Below are 19725 nucleotides of genomic sequence, written 5' to 3' on the forward strand. Positions count from 1 at the left end.
GATGTGAAAAGACAGGTTATTGCAGTATTGTTGCTAATCGTTGGGCTTGCAGGGTCTTGTTTTGTTGCTGGAAGCAGGGCTCGCTTGGAATCGAGGAATAAGGCGGTTGAGCTTGTCCTTGATTACGAAGAGATTCAGGAACTGGCAGCCGCCTCAGGCATATCTACAAAGGATGCTGCGCTTAAATTCAAGCAGGCAGGCGCAACAAGCGTGGCTATCAGTGAGCAGACCATGGCCGATGCCATCGATGCGAAGTCGGTTGTTCCATACAGTGAGCGGCATTTTGCCGTTGCGGGACCTGAAGCGGGACGGATTATCTCGCATCTCAAAATGGCGCTGCCTCTGCTCGCTGATCGCATAATATGCACACCTGTCAAGGACGGCTCCGGTAAGTCGTTTACATACCTTACATTGGATGCCTCCATCCCGATGGATTATATAATGCAAATCCCCATAGGCTTGGATGAGGATGCATTGAAGACAGTGCGTGATACCGGTCTGATTCCTGTGGCCAGGCTTGTGAACTATATAGGCGCGAGCCCTGATGCGGTAAATGCCATTCTTGCGGATGTCAGGCACGGTGATATAAAGACCGTGATATTTTCCGGCGACCAGGTCCTTGGGTTTAAGGGAGCCGTCAAGGATACTGCTAAGGCGTTTCGGCGAAACCACCTGTATTTTGGACGAGTCGAGTTCTCCAAGCAAAAGGGCGAAGAAAGCCTCGCCGTTAATCTGCCTGCCAACCTGATTACAGTTCACAGCATCACTCAAAATGAGATGCCGACTATGGACGAACCGAGCATTGTCGAGAGGTTCCAGAAGGCAGTCCGCGAACGCGGCGTACGTATGGTATACGTGCGCATGTACGATACTTCTTCAAGTGACCTCGTTGCAGACAATACGAAATATGTAGGCGCGATTGCCCGCGGTATCCGGCGCGGCGGATATACTTTCAAGGCTGCGCATCCGGTGGATGAACTCGTGATTCCAAGACCCGTGCGCATGATCGTAGGAATCGGTGTTGCAGCCGGGGCTATGCTTCTGATACTGGCGCTGGTCGATCTTTCGGCGACGGCTGCTGCAATCTGGTTTATCATACTAATCGCAGGCTGTGCCGGTCTGGCCGGAGTCGGAGCTATGGGTCAGAAAGCTGTGGCTCTGCTATCGGCGTTGGTCTTTCCGGTCCTTGCGGCTATAAATGTTACCAAAGGATCGCCGGACTCACCAAAGACCATGCCAATGCCCTATTGCAGAATACTGGGGCGCTTTGCGGGCGCGGTTATGACAGTCGCCGCGGGCGGTATGCTTATAGTCGGGCTGCTCAGTCAAAGAGAATTTATGCTCCGGATCAATCAGTTTGCCGGTGTCAAGTTCGCGCATCTGCTGCCGGTGCTCATACTTGCGCTGCTTTACGGTTCGCAAGTAGCTTGGGTCAAAGCCACATGGAGCGCTCAAAAGGAAAAGTTTATCCGCACACTTAAGGAAGTGTCGGCAAACCCGATGCTGATCTGGCAGGTCGGGCTTATGGCTGTGCTGCTGGTCGTTGTGGGCATTATGGTCGCCAGGTCCGGTAATGACGCTGGGGTAGGGGTGAGTCCCCTTGAGCTTAAATTAAGAGCCATTCTGGATAAGGTCCTCTACGTCCGCCCTCGCACCAAGGAGTTCCTGATCGGCTATCCTGCGCTGATCCTGGGCATAGCCTTTGCGCTCAAGGGCCACCGGTCCTGGGCCGCTCCGCTGATTGTGATAGGCTCCATAGGGCTTGTATCTGCTCTCAACACGTTCTGCCACATCCACACTCCTATTGCTTTGAGTCTGATCAGAGTGCTTAACGGTGCGGTCGTCGGCGGGCTGATCGGTTTTATTCTGTGCCGGCTGTTTCGCGAACAGGCTGCGTGAAGATGTCAAAGAGGATTGTAATCTCAGGTTATTACGGGTTCGGCAATACGGGTGATGAGGCCGTGCTTGCCGGTATGCTTGCCGCGTTTCGTCAGCTTGGGCTGGACCTTGCGATCACCGTGCTTTCGGCTGATCCGGATCGCACGATTGCTGAGCATCCTGGAGTCTTGTCTGTGCATAGATACGGCATACCGGCGGTTATAAAGGCTATGAGAAGAGCCGACCTGGTTATCAGCGGCGGAGGAAGCCTGCTTCAGGATGCCACCAGCGCCAGGTCTGCGCAATATTATCTGTTCATTCTCAGGCTTGCACAGTTTCTGCGCCGCCCGACAATAGTCTATGCGCAGGGCATCGGCCCGCTGGAAAGGCCCGGTATTCGTCGAAGCGCCGCACGCATTCTCAACAAGACAAAGCTCATTACCGTGCGCGACAAAGATTCAAGAACGCTTTTGGAGTCCATGGGTGTAAGTGTCCCGCCGATCCATGTGACATGCGACCCTTCTTTTCTTATCGAGCCGGATATCGAGGCCGCCGGCGACCTGCTGGACAGACACGGCTTGCAGGGTAGAGATCTCATCGGCATATCCCTGAGGTCATGGATGAGTAATAGCTGGCTTGCCGCCGCTGTTGACGGCATATCCGCCGCCTGTGAGGAGCTTGGCATTACGCCGGTAGTGATCCCGATGCAGGAATCCGAGGACCGGGAAGTGAGCATGAAAATATCAAAGGGTGTGATGCTTGAATGTGGAGGAAATGCGCGGATAATCAAGGGAATAATTGCGCAATGCGGCCTGCTGGTAGGAATGAGACTGCATTCTTTGATATTTGCGACCGATGTCGGTGTCGCGTGTGTTCCAATCGCATATGATCCCAAAATAAGCGCCTTCGCGGCCTCCATCGGCAGAGAGCCTGCTATGGACGTGACTACGCCCGATTCCGGCAAACTAAAGAATGCCGTCATTCAAGCTTGGACAGATCGTGAGACGCTCAGTGCCGGTGCAGGAGAGCATGCTCGTCGTCTGCGCGCGAAAGCGGTGGAGTCGGGGGAGATGGTCGCCGAATTTCTAAGGAACATTAGCTGAAAAAAAGCGGTCAAAGACATAAGCGCAATAGAGGTCAAGTATCAATCCCGCCTACTTGCCTACGTGGGTATAGTCGAGTATAATTTACGAGGTTTATAACGTATCGCTTGAAATGATAATTGAGAGGTTGCGTCCTCACCCCAACCCTTTCCCCCGGGAGGGGAGCAGGTTCGGTTGAAGATTTTTACCTCTTGCTTCCAACTTCTGTTTTTCGAGGAGAAGTCATTAATGAGAAGGTACTTCATATTGGTCTTAGCTGCCGGGCTTGTCATGGCCATGGCAGGCTGCGGTGGAGGCGGCGGAAGCTCCACAGCCGGCAATACCACATTGGGAGACGGCATTATTACCGGCAAAGTGGTAAGTACGCAGTCGGGCTCGCCCGGTGTGGCAAATGTTGTCGTCAAACTAGGTGCAACCACTATAAAGACGACGACTGACTCAAGCGGCAACTTCAAACTGAATATCGGTTCTGCCTCGGCGGGTGTTCCGGCGTATGTTCAGATTGATCCAAGTGGCGCCGGCACAGGTTTTTCAAAGAGTTATCCAGTGGCTTATAGAAGCCAGGTCTTCTTTGCAAACAATATCAACGTTCCTGCGGCCGTACGCAACGGCGAAACCACCGATCTTGGGACTTTCACAATAAGTGTAAGCGGAGATGAAATGCCGCCGATTCCGTATACCAGCATGCACACGATCCTTACCGGGAGAATAGTCAGCTCCTCTACTGCAACGGGTATATCCGGGGTCAAGGTCAGCTTCGGCACCCCGGCGTATACGGCGTACACGGGAGCCAAGGGTTACTTTGAGATTGACCTGGGGCTTGATGCGGCAGTCAATACGTTATTGCCCGGAGATCATATTTTTGCTATTGATACAAGCGAAGCAGGATCCGATTATCCGAGCAGTCTGAAGGTATCATATAACGGCTCCACATCACTTGCGCAGAGTTCGATACCTGTGCCGAACAGCATATATAATAATACATCGACTGACTTCGGCGTTATTTCGGTGATCACCAGTTCAGGTTCCGGTGGTGGTAGTGGTGGCGATGATGACGATTTTCCTCCTCCTCCATTCTAAGGCTTTGTGAACACTCCTCCCTTCTGCATTTTGCGGGAGGGAGTTTTTTGATTATGGGACACAAACTGCACAAACAAATAGCCGCGGCAGCGGTGATAATACTTGTTCTGCTCGCATGGGCTCTGCGGCACTATGCGCCCTATTCCGGGAGAAGCAGTGTCAAGGCGGCTCCCGCGGTTGTCCTTGCCATGGAAGACGTGCGTCTTGTCGGTCTCGGCCATGACGGCAAACTGTGGAGCGCCAAAGCCGAGAGAGTTGAGATCGGCCAAAATCGCTCAATAGCAAAGCTCAGCAAGATCAGCGGCGGCAAGATTTACGACGGCTCAAAGGTTGTGCTCAACGCAAAGGCCGGAGAGGCTGTCTATGACACATACAGCAAGAACCTGGCTCTCAGCAGCGGCGTGGAGATACAAGGTGAGGACGGCCAGAAAGTCGCTGGAAACGGTCTTGTATGGAACTCTCAGACATCCTCGCTGCGTAGCATGGGAGGAGTGAGCTTTCAGACAAAGTGGGGCAATGCCTCCGTCGGCAGGCTCGTTGCAGATCTGAAAAGTAAAGAGTTGAAGATGTGGAACATAAGTATGAGAATCAGGCTCAGTGGTGCTGACGAACTTCAGGAGGCGCGATAGTATGCGTATTAAGGCGCTTGTGATTATTATTGCGGCAATTGTGGTTGCGGCAGTTGTATCGGTCGCTGCTCAGGATACAACGAAAGCTAAAACCGACGCAAAAAAGTCTGAGGATGTCCTCTACCGTGCCGACGCGAGTGTCGCCAAATGGGGAGATGCGAACACTGCCGTTTTGAGCGGCAATGTAAAGTTCGTCCATATCGATACCACGCTCACATCAGATAAAATTCTCTTTGACCACAAAGCCAACACCGCCGACTCTCCGGGGCCTGTCAAGATCACCGACCCCGAGTGCGACATCACCGGAAAGAAGGGCTCAGCCGACTTTAAGAAAAGGCTGGGTGTTGTCGAGGGCGATGTGATGATGCTCCTTAAGCCTAAATTGACACCTGAAGAGCAAAAGGCGCGGCAGGACAAGGACAGCCAGGACGTAAAAGCCAAACTCAAAGAGCCTACCACAATATCCTGTCCCAAACTCGAGTATCAGTATAAGAAAAAAATTGCCACGGCCACTGGCGGCGTCTCTTTTAAGCAGGAAAAGAGGGCCGCAAGCGCTGATAAGGCGATCTATGATATCAAGGCTGAGAAGGTCACACTCATCGGGCATGTTAAGGCTGTCGATGAGAATGGCCAGACGTTCGAGACACTGGACCAGGTCACTTTTTCGCTCAAGAAGGGTGACGAGAAGATGGAAGGAACCAACGTCAGCGGCTCGTTCAAGATCGATATGGAGGAGTGATAAGCCTCAGCCAAGTTTTGACGCGATGACCGAAGGGTAACCCTACTTTGGGATGCTGCATACGAAGAGGGGGACTTCACTCAATGGTCACACACAAAGACAGGCAAATCGAGGAACTTGTCACTGTTGCTCTTAGGAACGATTCGCGTATCGATCTGAGCGAGATCAGCGTGCGCGTTGATGACGGGGTTGTGTATTTGTCAGGCACGGTCGACAGCGCTGCGGAAAAAAGAGCCGCCTGTGAAGACTTGCAGGCTGCTACGGGCATAGGTCGGATTGTCGATCAACTTGCAATTCGTAATTATGTGGACCGCAGTGATGAAGAACTGCAAAACTCCGTCAGGCAGTTTCTCGTTCGTGACATTGATGTAGATGCGAACCCGATTGATGTCGAAGCAAGAGGCGGAGTCGTGACGCTGAAGGGCAGGGTGGCCTCGTACGCGCAGAAACTCGAGGCGGAATGCGTGGCGTGGTGGATACCCGGCGTCACGGATGTCATCAGTCACCTCGAAGTGGACGGCATTCTCGATCAGGTGGCTGAAGAAACGGATTAGACCGAGCGGCCTGATTCTACGCGAGCGTTACCTTTATGGATTTCCAAACATTTATAACCGAGCTGATGACTCTTGCGGTGGCTTTTATCATAGTGCTTGACCCGCTGGGAGCACTGCCTATCCTGGTGAGTCTGGATTCCTGTTTGGGCGCAAAGGAGAGACGCGGGCTTGTCTACAGAGCGATCATCGGCGCCACTATTTTACTTCTGGTGTTCATATTCACCGGCACACTGATGCTGTCGCTGTTTAATATAACGCTCGATGATATGCGTATCGGTGGCGGTCTGCTGCTGGTAATCATTGCTCTCAATCTTGTGGTTCATGGCAGAGTCAGTTCCGAACAGACGCAGGAATACCGCGCTGCGATTGTGCCGTTGATATCACCTCTTCTGATCGGTCCGGGTGCCATTACGGCTGCGGTCGTGCTTGCCACTATCCATGGCGTCTGGATAACTACCCTCGCTGCCCTCATTGCAATGTTTGTATGTCTGCTTATATTTATGGCAACAGGCATCATTCACCGTATAATAGGCGACTCCGGGACCGCGCTTGTCAGCCGTCTCATGGGTGTGCTTATAGTGACGATCGGCATAAGCTATATTCGTGTTGGTGTGCTTCACTTAATAAATAGATAGAATTAAGATATGCGATAACCGAGACTTCAGTGCGCGACAACTGTTGACATTGCCCGACAATATTGTTATAATTGTTAAAAAAGGCTGGAAGCCGCTCGGTGTGAGGGCATTATAGTTGGCAAGAACTCCAAATCAACAAAACTCTCCGGACAATCCCCTGTGCGATCCTGAAAACGTACGGATTACCGATCTTCTGCAGCAAGACAGCGCGATGGAAATCGTCAATGCCTTTCGTATGGACGGCAAGTCGGATGCCGGCATTTTTGTCCGGCAGGGCTCAGATATTTGCCTTCTGGACGACCTGTATGAACTGAAAGAATGGACGTGTCTGCCGTGCACTGTCTCGCTTGCCGGAAAGGTGCTTGAGACCGGCAAATCGCAGCAAAGCAGCGAAGAGGACGGCGTAATGGCCGTGGCTCACCCAATATGGCTGTGGTATCGCGGAAAATCCTACATGAAAGGATGTCTGGCAGCCTCCCCGCCACCAGATGTGACAAGGACTGAGATTAGATCATGCGGTTATATTTTAGGAAGTATAGCCGACACACTCTCGGAAAAGATATCCGCAACTTTTCTGTCCGAAGTTGTGAACCGAGACCGCCATGCGCTTGAAGAAAGACTCCGGCTTGTTGATAACACAATAACAAATGTGATAAACAACGTTTCGGCGGCATTTGTCCTTATAGATAGAGACATGAGGATCGCTTGGCACAACCGCATGCTCGGCAGAATGTGCGGAAAAGCAGATATTAGCGGCAAGGTATGCCACAAAGAGATTTGGAAAAGCGATCAGATATGTGCGGGCTGTATGGTTGAGCAAACATTTGAGACCGGCAAACCGCAGTCAGGTAATCTTCGCCTGGATTCAAGCTCAAGCGGCGCTCATCATTACAAGGTTGCGACCGCACCCGTAGTTGATGAGTATGATGAGGTTCGATATGTCCTTGAATTTGTTCAAGATATTACCGCGGCTAGGGAGACCGAGTCAGAACTCGCTCGCTACAAACGTCTTGTCAACAACTCCGATGATTTGATGTTGATATGCAGCGGCAAGTTCGAGATACTGGCGGCAAACCATAAGTTTTTAGAGAAAACCGGCTACACAGAGAGAGAGGTCATTGGAATGAATGCATTATGTATTCTTCCGCCGGATGAATTTGAGAGAGCCTATGGTGCCGATATGCTGCGAACGACTGGCATAGCAATGGAGAATGCGTGGGTTCTCAGAAAGGACGGTTCCGTAATTCCAGCTCAGATGTTTGCGACATATGACACTGAGGCTGATGTATATGAGGCTGTCTTCAGGGATATGTCGGAGCGCATTCACTTAGAAGAGGAAATAAATATCAGATCAAAAGAACTCCAGGAGCAAAACAAAAAAGTCTTGGCTGCAATTGAGGAGAAAAACCGTTTCTTCCGCAGTGTCTCACATGAACTGCGAACTCCTCTGACATCCATCATCGGCTTCGCCGAACTGTTGCTGGAAGATAATGAGGAGCCTCTGTCAGAACGTCAAAAGTCGCAGTTGAGCAGAGTTGTGGGCAACTCGCACAAGCTTCTTGCGATGGTCAATGAGCTTCTGGATATGAGCAGGCTCGATGCGGGACGAATGCGACTTGAATGCGCAAGCGTCAATCTCGAAGATATGCTGGGCCAGATTGTGAGCAATATGATGCCGCTTGCTCAGAACAAAAAATTGCGCGTCAGCGTCAATATCCCCGAAAAACTGCCCTCTATCATGACTGACGAGCAAAAACTGGGGCAGATTATAGTAAACCTGTTTTCTAATGCGATCAAGTTTACTCAAAGTGGAAGTGTTAAGATCAGCGCTGTGAGAGACGGCAAATGGGTTTTAATTTCCGTAGCTGATACTGGCGCGGGCATACCGGAAACCGAACTGGATGAAATATTCAGGGAGTTTAGCCGTGGAAGCAATTCAGAACCAAGAAATGTCGGCACCGGTCTGGGGCTGGCTATTGCGAAACGCCTTGCGGTGTTCCTCAGCGGCGAGATAAGTGTGGAAAGCAAACTAGGCCACGGATCGACTTTTACTCTCAAACTGCCGATTACACCGGACAAAGTGGTTGAGTGTGCGGTATAATCTGGTTATGCAATATATCGACTATATTCATGCGCGCTGTATTGACCTGCCTCTTCGCGAGGCATTTGAGACCTCTCAGAGGCGCGCCACATCATCACCGATTGTTCTTGTCGAGTTGATTTCGGGTGATGTTGTCGGCTACGGAGAAGCAACGCCTGTGCGCTATGTTACGGGCGAGGATATTACCAGTGTGCTCAACGATATCGATACCGCTTCACAAGCCCTGCGGGGTGCGCGCTTAAACGAGTTCAGGCTATCATCCAAGAAGCTCGCGCAGGTGCTTCCATACGGCAAATCGGCCAGAGCGGGGATCGAGATGGCCATCTTTGATGCGTTTTGCAAAAGCCTCAAAATCCCTTTGTATGCCTTTCTAGGCGGAGCGCCCCTGAGAATTGAGACCGACGTGACCATTCCCATCTGTCCGCCGGAGCATGCTCGTGACAAGGCAATAGAGCTTGCCGCGGTCGGCTTTAAGCAGTTCAAGGTCAAGGTCGGCAAAAACAAAGACGAGGATATTGCGCGTGTCGTCGCAATATCTGAGGGCTCGCCTGGGTGCAAGTTCATCATAGATGCCAACCAGGCTTTTAGCCCATCACAAGCGGTCGCATTTATTGATGAACTCCTAGAACGAAAACTTGGAATCAGGGCATATGAGCAGCCGGTTGATGCGGCCGATCTGGATGGGATGCGTTATGTCACTGAGAGATCGAATGTGCCCGTCTTCGCCGACGAATCCGTGCAGACTCCCAAAGATGTGATTGATATCATACACTATGGAGCCGCCAAGGGTATAAACGTCAAAATTCAGAAGTCAGGCATGGTGGGGGCGCTGGAGATAAAGTCAATATGCCGGGCGGCGGGCCTTGAGCTTATGTTCGGCTGTATGCTCGAATCGAAGATCGGCCAATCAGCCGCGTGCCATATAGGATGTGGAACAAACGCTTTCAGTGTTTTTGATCTCGATTCCGATATGCTGCTTGCCGATCAGCCTGTAAAGGGTGGGGCAATACGGCGCGGGTCTATCCTCAAAGTATCGGATAAGCCCGGACTCGGATGCGAGATTACGCAGTAGTGATAAATGCTGCCGGAGAAACTATTCGTTTTCCCGGCAGCATCTGATAATTATCACACCTTTATATTCTTTATGCTGTCTTCAAGACCGCCCGGCCTGTTGCGTAGGAGCCATACTTTTCGGTGCTCATCCTTAATCTGTGCACCCTCGGCATCAAATCCGCTCGGCTTGGGTCCGCCCAATCGCACCTTTCCGCCTTTTACGGACAAATGCATAATGTTAAACAGGAATGCTAGTTCCTGCCGCACGATATCAGCGTCCGATGAGGTCATCTTCTCACCGGAGAGGTTTTTCTCGATATCCTTGAGGAAGTCTTCCATCTCATCGAACTCTTCAGATTTGATATTCTTGAGCAACGGATCATTTTCCTTGTCTCTGAAGATTGCGATCCATGGGATAGCACAATTAAACGCGCGTTTTTTGAATATCAGATAGGCATTTCCGAGGTCGTAGAACGCCTTCCCGGACTTAAGGGTCATATCGCCGAATGCGTGAATCGAGAGGTTTTGGGCGATAGTTTTTTTCATATCCGGTTTTGAATTCCACGAAGCCATAGCGCCCGCCATGAATCCAAGATATTCGACTGAGTTCGGGTTCCAGTGGCCGTTGTCTCCCCAACTGGTGTTTAGCATACCTATGGCACCATTTGCGAGTCCATTCTTTGCGGCATTGGCTATGTTGCCTATGGCATTTTCGGTCCTTCCGGTGAGCGTGCTCCATGCTGAAGTTCCGGGGCAGACATAGAACGGTATACCGGACTCGGCGAATTTAGCTGAGTTTTCAGCGAATGGGTGTTTTGCTTCATATCCCCATTCGAGCGCAACGATATCTTTTGGCAGTTCGGGTATCAATTCGGGGTGGCGAATTATAATGTCTCCCCAGAATTGCATTGTGCGCCCGCGCTCAGTGACCAGTTTATATATTCCCATCAAGAAGTCTAAATAGACTCTGTCGGTCCCGCGTTCCTTGCAGAGTTTTTTGCTTCGTCCGAAGCCAAGATCGACAGTTTCATCGCATCCGACGTTGATACTGCAGCTTGTAAAGTGCGGCAGCAGTTCATCATATAGACCGGCTAAAAACGGCAGGCTCTTTTTGCTGGCGGGGCTGATACTGTAGGGTTCATCCATGTATCCCCAGTCTGTATTGCCGCCATGAGGCAGTTCGGCCATAGGTCGATATTTGTCATGTTTGAGCCATCTGCGAAGGTGACCGAAAGAGTTCTGGTTGGGAACGAGTTCAATGAACTTCTCGCGGCAGTAGGCATCGAGCTGAAGTATCTGCTCGCCGGTCATCGGGCTTGCATGCTCCCAGACGGTCGGGTGGGCGAGATATGCGAATGTGTGCTCAGTATAAAGCTGGAACTGATTGATTTTCCATTCCGCGAGCAGGTCTATAAGGTGATAGAGTGTCTCCATCGTAGGGACCTTGTCCCTGCTGATATCGAGCATGACGCCGCGTTCGGCAAGGTCCGGCCAGTCAGAGATAACCAGGCACGGCAGCTTTTTACCGGACTGCCGTGTTATCTGCTTGAGAGTGCATGCGCCGTAGAAAGCGCCTGCGGGTGTTGAGCTTGTGATCTCAATCACATCCGGTTTTATGACCAGCTTGTAGCCGTCAACAGGCATACCTGCGGCTACGTCTATAATAAAGCGCAGGCCGACAAGCTCTTTTGGAGCGAGCGGACTTGCGGAGATCTCCAGATCAAGCCCGGTCTGCTTTGCCGCAGGCATAAGGCACTGAGGTTCATCAGTGACAAGCTGTATGTATTTTTTACCTGTGGGATTGTTTTCTCCCTGTCGCATCGAGAACTTTTTAGGCACCGGCGCCAGGTACAGTGTCGAGTCTTGTGTCATCTTTTTCCTCGTATAATACGTAAAATTGCGATGCCGAATATGCGGCATGCTTACTGTTCGTTGTTCAGTTTACTCCATGTGCGCAATTGAGTCAATGAAATCCGGGCTCTTTAGATCATGTTCGAGTCGATACCGAATATGCCACCTTAGAACATTTGACAGGTCTCGCAGAGCACCCTTCGGAAACTTGAAATTCTTAAGCATCTGCGGCTCCGCGTTTTTGAGCGCCTGCACATATGAGACAATCGCGCCGGGGACCCATATCGCGTCGTTGGGCGGCACACCACAGCCTGCGCAGACTATTCCACCCAGCGCCGGGCTGAATGCTATCCGCTCGCGTTTGATCTTTTTGCCGCACCTCAGACATGCCTCAAAGTGAGGTTCGTAGCCCAGGATCGCAAGTGACTGCAGTTCGAAATACCGCGCCGTAATCTCCGGGTCAGCGCCGCTTTCGAGGACATACATCGCGCTCAGCAGGGTGTCGAAAAGATCGGGGTTGGGCTGTCTTTCGTCCACGAAACTATTCGTCAATTCCATCATGTAGACCGCGTAAGCGATTCCGGCCATCGACCTCTTCACATTCGGAAATGATTCCCTTATCTCCGCCTGTGAAAGCACGTCGAGGTCGCGCCCGGATGATAGAAACATCTTCGCATACGTAAAGGGCTCGCTGACACCTGCCAGTTTGCTGCCGGGCCGCCTTGCGCCCTTTGCCACAGCAGAGAGCTTGCCCTGCTCCCGAGCAAATATCGTCAGGATCCGGTCTTTTTCACCCAGGTCTATCCTTCGCAGGACTATCGCGCCGGCGGAGTATGTTCGCATATTCTATTCATACCCCGAGAGGTCCGGCATATGCTGCAGACCAAGAGCGCGCGGGTTCCCCTGTATCAGGTTCGCCATGTTGTTCCTGACCTCAATCTCCAGCGTGTTTGAGCCGATATGCGCAAACTTCGCGATATCTATCGTATACGGCTCCCAAAGCCTCTTGCCGACCAATTGGCCGTTGACCCGCACTGCCGCTGAATCTCGCACGTCATGCAGGTTCAATACCAGTGACGGATATTCTTTCGCGAGATCAAATGCCGCTTTATATGTGACAGTGCCCGAGTAGAACGGATAGTCCATTTCAATCCTGAACGGGTTCAATTCACCCGGCGGGTTGAGAACGATATCTTTTCCTGCGAGATGTACCTTGAAATTGCCGACGAGCCTCAAAGGCTCACTGAGTTTAGTCGGTGAGACAACTCTAAGATGATTCTCACCCTTGCGGAGAAGGCTTCCCACATCTGCGCAAATGTCCATGAAGTCTGTCAGGAATCTGTCATTGCCATCGTGGCAGCATTCGGCAAACTCAACATGCGAGTCGTTGACACACACCTCACAGTCTGCGAAGTCTTTATCCACAATCATCTCGATACCATCGGTCTTGCAGTTTATCTCGATCTTTGCTTCATACGTTCCGGCAAATTGTTCAAAGACAGGCGGCTCGGCAACCCAGTTCGCGGGTATATACCTCGGGTCGGTCCTCACATCTATATCCCTTGGCTCATTTTGTTGGGGCGCGATATCTGATCGCGCCCCTTGATAAACGAAATGATAGACAGAGGCCACGTTAAACGGTACCTCAACACGTAGATCCTTTATCTCCATGGGTGTCGGTTCCTTTGAGAGACTGGGCTTATCCTGTGCATCAGGCACATTGCTGACTATGAAATAAGACTGGTTCGGTTGGAACCGCAGTTCGACCTGAGTCTTTGTTCCCACTCTTTTACCCTCGATCTTTGTATATTCGCAGGTCTCCTGGTCAAATATTGCGGCGTCTGGGTAATCCTTGAGCATAGCCATCACTTTGCGGTGCTTTTCGGACCTGTTGAGCAGGAATGTGATCTTGCGGCCGTCCTTCTCTCTACGATAGGCCATAATATCGTCCGATCCGCCGCCGGTTATCTGTATATCGTCGTTGAGCTGCTTGCGCAGGATTTCAACATACGAGACCAGCTCTTCCGACCGCACAAAACTCGCGCTCCCCATGCCGTTGGGCAGGTTCTGAGGCAGCGGCTCCATCGCAGTGTGGAAGAAAGTTGTGCTCACACCCGAGGCAGCAATTTTTCTTAGCAGTGTGGCCTCTTCCGGGCGCATATAGGGCGAGGACGGCACGATCAGCCCCATATACTCTTCATCAGCCAGCTTCATCCTGCCGTTTTCGATGTCGGCATTTGTGATCGCCTTAAAGTCGAGCAGGTCGAAGTCGATCTGGTTCTTGATCAGCTCAAGGCACAGCGAGTTCAGAAAGTTGTCTATCTGCGTGAAACCGGACGTAGCGGCGTCTGTCTGGTAGCTGGACCACAATCCGCTCAGCGGATACATTACCGCCACTTTGCATATATGCCTGCCGCCGCAGAGCATCTTCTCCATGTTGTGCAGATAGTCAGTAAAGTAATCGAAGTCGTCCCAGTGAGGGGACTGATAGAAAAAGCTCGGCGGCGATTCCCGCTTGCATGTGCTCGATATCGTATGAAAGATCGCATGCGGGATCATCAGGTTTATGCCGAGCGCGTACTGCCAGTCGGTGACACGCTTCAGGTTGGTGAAGGTGGTGTCCCAGTCCATAATTCCGAAGCTCTCGCTCATGCACCGCGCCTTGCCTGATATATGAGCCTCCGACGAGCATATCTTGTGGCCTATGATCGAGATGTACCAGTTGCCCAGGGTCTGTTTCGTGAGATGGTCGACACCCGGTATATCCTCATTGCGCATAGTATCGAACATATTGCCCTGGAAGCGTATCTGATAGCGCAGAGGCTCTTCATTGTTGTTGTGGCCGGTATAGATCACCCCATGCTCGCGGCACCACTTACCAAGATTGGCATGATACCTCTGATTAAACAAAAAGCCCGCATGGTCCCAGTAATCCGCCCTGAACGCGGTTCCTTCGCGCCCGGGGTAGAAGAGATACGGGATCATCGGGGCAGGGCTGTAGCCGAACCTTGATTCAAAACTCTCGAAGTAATCTTCAGTATAAGGCAGGTTCCAGTCGTCATAGCCCACGCTGACCCAGTATATTGACGGCTCGTCCGTAAAGACCGCGCGGATAGTTTTGCCGAACTCGTCGCCGAATCGCTTAAAATACTCTTCGTAGGTGATTTTCTTGAAGTAGTCGACCGCTGCGTAAGAGAGCGTGTCCACATAGAACCTGTCGTATTTGAGCGTGCAGTTGAATATCGTCCAGTCGCCAGTGAGCGCCTTGATGCCGTCTATATCGGTCAGCAGGCGGGTCTTGGTCACATTGCCGCCCTCTATGTTTGCCGCGACCATATACTTGCCCGGCTCGAAAGTATCCAAATCGATCTCACTCAGGGGTTTCGCGTCGACGTGCAGATACTTGCTCTGATAGTTTGGATCGTGTTTCTGGACGGTCATCCCGGCGGTTCCGCTCGGCCAGTTGAACTCGTCATATATCCAAACGTGCATATCGCGCTTTTTGGCTTCTCGCAGGCACGATCCGAAGAGGTCGAACCACTCATCTGATAGATATTCGCACTGCAGGCCGTAACGCGGGTGCACGATAACCTCGTTGATGCCCTTCTCATGCATCATCTCGAATTCCCGCGCCACATGCCATTCCTCCATATAGCCGTTTAGGAACCAGAACGGCACAGGCGAGGTTATTAATTTACTGCTATTGTTAAGTTCTTCAGAATTCAAATCAATTCACCACTTGTTGAGCCTTTATCCGCGCGACGCTCTCTTCAAACTCAGCCACTTCGTCCGCATTTGCAAGCGCGCCTATTTCTATGTGATATTCGCGTGTCTCGCCCGGCTTCAAAAACTGCAGCGTTCCGCGCTCGCGCTCCTTTGCTCGTCCTTCCACCAGACAGTTCGCCGGTTCCATCCCGACGACATATTCCCGCGTCCCGTTCATCTTCCATTGGGTGAAAAACGGCAGTTCGTTCTTGTTATACCGCACATAGAACCCAAACTGCTCGCCTGCGGGCATATTCTTGTTGACCAGCGCGGCCTGCACCCAACCGTCTGAGTCGGCAGCCATTTCGTGATAATAACATCGTTCGGCAAATTCAGCCGTCGGAGCGTCAGCACGATAATAATGCTCTTTGTCGACCTCCGCGTCGGTATCGCGAGGTGTCGAGTGCAGCGTGGGAGAAATAAACAGCGAACCCTCATCGACTGCCGGGAATCCGCCATTGATGTGATACAGGAACATATGCGGGACTCTGCGAGGGCCTTCATTGGTTACTATATCATGAATGGACAGTTTGTTTTCACCCATCAGCGCCGAGACTTTGCGCTTGAGAACTATGTTCTCGCCGAACAGTCGCGACTGGCGTACTTTGCCCATAGCCCACATCTTATATTCATCGCCGTACCACTCGCCGTCCACATATACGTTCGAGGCGGGGGTGTTGCCTACCCGCCCGTGAAGACCAAGGCTTTCGCCCATGTCCTCGCAGGGCGCGCCCGCATATGTCAGCCCGCATGTAGCGACAAGTCCACCGGGAAACGATCTGAGCCAGCCAAAACCGGGCTCTTCGAAAAGCGCAGGAGTGACTTCTCCCGCAGCCGACCGCCATGCCAACGGCCTGCCGTTATGCTCAGCTATCGTAATATCCATCCCTCTGCCCGGCGCGACCATAAAGCTCAGCCCACTGCCCGTGCGAAACTCGACCGCCTCGACGCCCTTGTGCGGGCCATCATCGAGCACGATCTTTCTCGCTCCGCCGATCTGGGATATGTCTCCGACTCTATCGATCAGTTCCTGTTTAGTGTACTTCCTTCCCCAAAGTATAGGCATCGGCCTCACCTCCACTAAATGGCTAATTAGCGATCAGGCGGTCACACTCCTACCCAAGCAGGCCAGTTTCGTGTAAAATATAAATGAAGTGCATTTACCGAAATGCTGCGCCTTCATCTACATAGAAAAATGCAAGACGTCCTTAGATGTCCGGGTTCTGACTTCGGACATCGGACGTCAGTTTATGGGGAGGACTTACCTTAATGGATGACTTTTTAGATAGCTTGCGATATGACGCAAACGGTCTGGTTCCTGCTGTGGTGCAGGACTGCGAAAACGGCGATGTACTTATGGTCGGTTATATGAACCGCGATGCGGTGAAGGCCACACTTACTACGGGCAGGACCACGTTCTGGAGCCGGTCCAGGCAGAAGTTCTGGATAAAAGGTGAGACATCAGGCAATATCCAAGCAGTTAAGAGTGTCTATGTCGACTGCGACAAGGACTGCCTGCTCGTCAAGGTCGATCAGAAGGGCGCGGCATGCCATGAGGGTTATAGAAGCTGCTTCTTCAGAAAAGCAGATTCGGATGGCAGTGAAGAAATAATCAGCGAAAAACTGATGGAGTCGTATTAGAGTGGAAAGCTGAAAGTGGAAAGCACAAACCAACTCATTCCGGACTTTCCACTTTCCACTATCAGCTTTCAGCATAAAACTATGGAACTATTCAATCCCTCCGGGTATCTTACCTGGAGGGTTTCAAAGGACTATGGAACTATTTGGACTTAACAGAGCCGAGCTGGAGTCATACTGCAAACAGCTCGGCCATTCTACTTTCAGGGGCAGGCAGATAGCGGACTGGCTCTATAAAAAGGGCGTCCGCCATTTTGACGAGATGACCAACCTGCCCGCCGCCCTGCGTGAGCAATTGGCAGGCTCCTGCACGATCTATCGTTCTCAGATTCTGCGCCGGTCAAAGTCACCTGACGGCACCACGAAATTCCTGCTCAAGCTCTCCGATGAAGAGACAATAGAAACGGTCCTCCTGCCCTATGTGGACCGGCTGAGCGTATGCGTGTCGAGTCAAGTCGGGTGCTCGGCAGGATGCAGGTTCTGCGCTACGGCTATGTGCGGCCTTGTCCGCAATCTTACGGCGGGTGAGATAGTCGACCAGGTGCTCACCCTGCAGGAGCAGGCCGGGTCCAGAGTGACGCATGTCGTCTTCATGGGCATGGGCGAGCCGCTCATGAATATGCCAAATGTGCTCAAGGCTGTTCATTTGCTTAACGATGAAATAGGGATATCCATGCGCAGGCTCACTATATCCACTGTCGGCATCACACCTGCCATCAGGAAACTCGCCGAAATGGACCTTCAGCTCACTCTTGCAATCTCACTGCATGCTCCCGACGATGAGATAAGACAGAGTCTGATCCCTCTGGCTAACAAATTTCCACTGCAGGATCTGATCAAAGCATGCAAGGATTATGCTGACCGCACCAGCCGCAGGGTTACGTTCGAATATCTATTGATATCCGGCATAAATGACGGCCCCGCGCACGCCGCAAAACTGGCGGCTCTGCTCAAGGGGATGCTCTGCCATGTAAACCTGATTCCATATAACGAAGTCCCCGGCAAGCCATATAAAAAGCCCTCAAAGAAATCGATTGCCGCGTTTCGCGATATTCTCGACAATAATGGCATTGACGTCACACAGCGCTTGGAGCGAGGACATTCGGTGTCCGCCGCCTGCGGTCAACTCCGTCGCTCCACGTCCTAAAACTATGCTGCCTGGCTGGTCACAAGTTTTCCGACATCGGTGCCCCTGCCGACAGTATGACGAGCCTGGACCTGTTCGAGATTACGAGACACATAACGCAGCAGGCAGCCCGGTGAACACAAGTCAAGATCGATATTCGAGCAGACAAGTTCCTCGTGTGTTCCCGCAGATCTTATTTCGATGCTCGACATTACAAGCCATGAGTCACCGTTCGTGGTCTGTTTTCCACATTCTTCGCAAACTTTTACCGTCCGTATCGACATCTTTGTTGCCACCTTTCAATAAGCGCTAGCTCTATAATACCCAAGAAAAGTTGCGCTAATCTTATTTTCATAAAACCCGGTAATAACCGTCTTTCCAAGAAAGCTCATACTTTACTGTCTTTAATTTTGAACTCAAAGACATTTGCATACGTATTAGTTGTGAGAACACCTACTCGAAAAGATGAGATTAAATGAGAGCAATATCAGTTTTTGTAATGATCGCGATAGTTGCAACTGCCGCATTCGCGTTCAGCGCTGCAAATAACGTTTCCTATCCATATCACTCTGAGCGTTTTACACGGTTTGTCAATGAGTCATACAGTGTAAATTGTGCAAAGGGCACCACCGACTTTTACACTTGGATGGAAAAAGCTTACAAGTCGTCGAACCGCGCCTATCCGGGTAAAGAGAAACTCGGCCTTGAAAGCCTTATGTATGCAAAGCGGCTTGATTTTGATCGCATTAAGAATGCTAACATAAAGACAACTGCACAGATCAACTTCGCCTCCTGGCTGCACCGGACAATCAAGACAATAATCCCCAGGTTCAGCCTGGATCGCGGTTTCGAGTTCTGCAATGTAGTCAGATATGGTGAGAGGCAGTGTTTCCTGCAATCCGTGCTGATAGCCGGGCTGCTGCAAAGGGCAGGAGTCAACGCCGGTGTGGTGATGGTCTATAAAAACATCCGAGGCGAGCAGACAAATAACGGTCATGCCGTGGTGCTGGTCAAACTGCCGGATAAAAAGGATATCATTGTCGACGCATCAGAGCCGGAGCCGTTCGCCCGTCAGCGCGGGCTTTTTGTCAGGACAATGGACTATCGTTACGTAGACCCCGTATATGAAGATAAATCCGACAAAATTCGCTGTTTCAAACCTTCATCGGGCAGCGGTAAGATCGAGACCGCTAGAGTAAAAACGCTCGATACGGCATTTCTTGATTCGCAGTTCTGGTATTACAGGGGCGAGCGCGCCAATGGAGGTCTGCTTGCGTCAAAGAAGACTCATGAAGGTCTGGAGAAATCAGCGAGGTGCTTCGAGACAAGCATGAAACGCTGCCCTCAAAACCCGCTCACTGTCTACATGCTTGGCCGGGTCTATCTGGATCAGGGACGCACCGCACTTGCGAGGCAAACGCTATACCGTGCGAAAAGCCTTTACATGAGGTTCGGCTGGGTACCCGAAGGGCTCAGAGTGTTCCTGGCTAAGGCTAGAGGCTGAATAATTCAGCGCAAATAACTCTTGTATTCCCTCTCCCACAGCGCTCTCCCCTTATGTGGGAGAGGGAAT

At 51.5% G+C, this 19725-nt stretch carries 17 protein-coding genes; 12 read left to right on the plus strand and 5 right to left on the minus strand.

Annotated features, from left to right (window positions below; all coding sequences use genetic code 11):
- The first annotated feature begins 84 nt into the window (after positions 1–84).
- The 9 genes from ABFD83_08110 to ABFD83_08150 all read left to right on the plus strand — a co-directional run bounded on the left by ABFD83_08110 (position 85) and on the right by ABFD83_08150 (position 9791).
- Positions 85–1899, plus strand: a complete 1815-nt coding sequence (locus ABFD83_08110; GenBank protein MEN6357029.1) for a DUF5693 family protein — start codon at positions 85–87, stop codon at positions 1897–1899.
- Positions 1900–1901: 2 nt separating this feature from the next.
- Positions 1902–2981 carry a polysaccharide pyruvyl transferase CsaB gene (csaB, locus tag ABFD83_08115; GenBank protein MEN6357030.1) on the plus strand — a complete coding sequence of 360 codons (1080 nt, stop codon included), beginning with the start codon at positions 1902–1904 and terminating at the stop codon, positions 2979–2981.
- A 228-nt stretch (positions 2982–3209) separates the two neighbouring features.
- Positions 3210–4061, plus strand: a complete 852-nt coding sequence (locus ABFD83_08120) for a hypothetical protein (GenBank protein MEN6357031.1) — start codon at positions 3210–3212, stop codon at positions 4059–4061.
- Between the two features lie 53 nt (positions 4062–4114).
- A complete protein-coding gene (gene lptC / locus ABFD83_08125; GenBank protein ID MEN6357032.1) occupies positions 4115–4690 on the plus strand; it encodes an LPS export ABC transporter periplasmic protein LptC in 576 nt (191 codons plus the stop codon).
- Between the two features lies 1 nt (position 4691).
- The gene (locus ABFD83_08130) at positions 4692–5429 is read left to right on the plus strand and encodes an LptA/OstA family protein (protein MEN6357033.1); all 738 of its coding nucleotides are present in this window, start codon (positions 4692–4694) and stop codon (positions 5427–5429) included.
- Between the two features lie 83 nt (positions 5430–5512).
- On the plus strand, positions 5513–5983 hold the full coding sequence (locus ABFD83_08135; protein MEN6357034.1) for a BON domain-containing protein: 471 nt from the start codon (positions 5513–5515) through the stop codon (positions 5981–5983).
- Between the two features lie 35 nt (positions 5984–6018).
- Positions 6019–6618 carry a MarC family protein gene (locus tag ABFD83_08140; GenBank protein ID MEN6357035.1) on the plus strand — a complete coding sequence of 200 codons (600 nt, stop codon included), beginning with the start codon at positions 6019–6021 and terminating at the stop codon, positions 6616–6618.
- 115 nt (positions 6619–6733) lie between these two features.
- Complete coding sequence (locus tag ABFD83_08145; protein MEN6357036.1) at positions 6734–8719, plus strand: ATP-binding protein; 1986 nt, start codon at positions 6734–6736, stop codon at positions 8717–8719.
- Positions 8709–9791 carry a dipeptide epimerase gene (locus ABFD83_08150; GenBank protein MEN6357037.1) on the plus strand — a complete coding sequence of 361 codons (1083 nt, stop codon included), beginning with the start codon at positions 8709–8711 and terminating at the stop codon, positions 9789–9791. Before ABFD83_08145 ends, ABFD83_08150 begins: the two co-directional genes overlap by 11 nt.
- Positions 9792–9844: 53 nt before the next feature.
- Here the strand turns inward: ABFD83_08150 and ABFD83_08155 are convergent, their stop codons facing one another.
- From ABFD83_08155 to ABFD83_08170, 4 genes are all read right to left on the minus strand, one after another.
- The gene (locus tag ABFD83_08155) at positions 9845–11644 is read right to left on the minus strand and encodes a family 20 glycosylhydrolase (GenBank protein MEN6357038.1); all 1800 of its coding nucleotides are present in this window, start codon (positions 11642–11644) and stop codon (positions 9845–9847) included.
- Between the two features lie 69 nt (positions 11645–11713).
- Complete coding sequence (recO, locus tag ABFD83_08160) at positions 11714–12466, minus strand: DNA repair protein RecO (GenBank protein MEN6357039.1); 753 nt, start codon at positions 12464–12466, stop codon at positions 11714–11716.
- A gap of 3 nt (positions 12467–12469) precedes the next feature.
- The gene (locus ABFD83_08165; protein MEN6357040.1) at positions 12470–15349 is read right to left on the minus strand and encodes a glycosyl hydrolase; all 2880 of its coding nucleotides are present in this window, start codon (positions 15347–15349) and stop codon (positions 12470–12472) included.
- Between the two features lies 1 nt (position 15350).
- The gene (locus ABFD83_08170) at positions 15351–16454 is read right to left on the minus strand and encodes an aldose 1-epimerase family protein (GenBank protein ID MEN6357041.1); all 1104 of its coding nucleotides are present in this window, start codon (positions 16452–16454) and stop codon (positions 15351–15353) included.
- A 203-nt stretch (positions 16455–16657) separates the two neighbouring features.
- Here ABFD83_08170 and hisI point away from each other — a divergent pair, with 203 nt between their 5' ends.
- Together hisI and rlmN are read left to right on the plus strand one after the other, a co-directional pair.
- Positions 16658–17029 carry a phosphoribosyl-AMP cyclohydrolase gene (hisI, locus tag ABFD83_08175; protein MEN6357042.1) on the plus strand — a complete coding sequence of 124 codons (372 nt, stop codon included), beginning with the start codon at positions 16658–16660 and terminating at the stop codon, positions 17027–17029.
- 133 nt (positions 17030–17162) lie between these two features.
- The gene (rlmN, locus tag ABFD83_08180; GenBank protein MEN6357043.1) at positions 17163–18173 is read left to right on the plus strand and encodes a 23S rRNA (adenine(2503)-C(2))-methyltransferase RlmN; all 1011 of its coding nucleotides are present in this window, start codon (positions 17163–17165) and stop codon (positions 18171–18173) included.
- A 2-nt stretch (positions 18174–18175) separates the two neighbouring features.
- Here rlmN and ABFD83_08185 read toward each other — a convergent pair whose 3' ends face one another.
- Positions 18176–18436 carry a hypothetical protein gene (locus tag ABFD83_08185; protein MEN6357044.1) on the minus strand — a complete coding sequence of 87 codons (261 nt, stop codon included), beginning with the start codon at positions 18434–18436 and terminating at the stop codon, positions 18176–18178.
- Positions 18437–18627: 191 nt separating this feature from the next.
- Between ABFD83_08185 and ABFD83_08190 the strand changes: the two genes are divergently transcribed.
- Positions 18628–19656 carry a tetratricopeptide repeat protein gene (locus ABFD83_08190; GenBank protein MEN6357045.1) on the plus strand — a complete coding sequence of 343 codons (1029 nt, stop codon included), beginning with the start codon at positions 18628–18630 and terminating at the stop codon, positions 19654–19656.
- Positions 19657–19725: the final 69 nt, after the last annotated feature.

The sequence above is a fragment of the Armatimonadota bacterium genome (genome assembly GCA_039679645.1).
Lineage (GTDB): Bacteria > Armatimonadota > UBA5829 > UBA5829 > UBA5829 > UBA5829.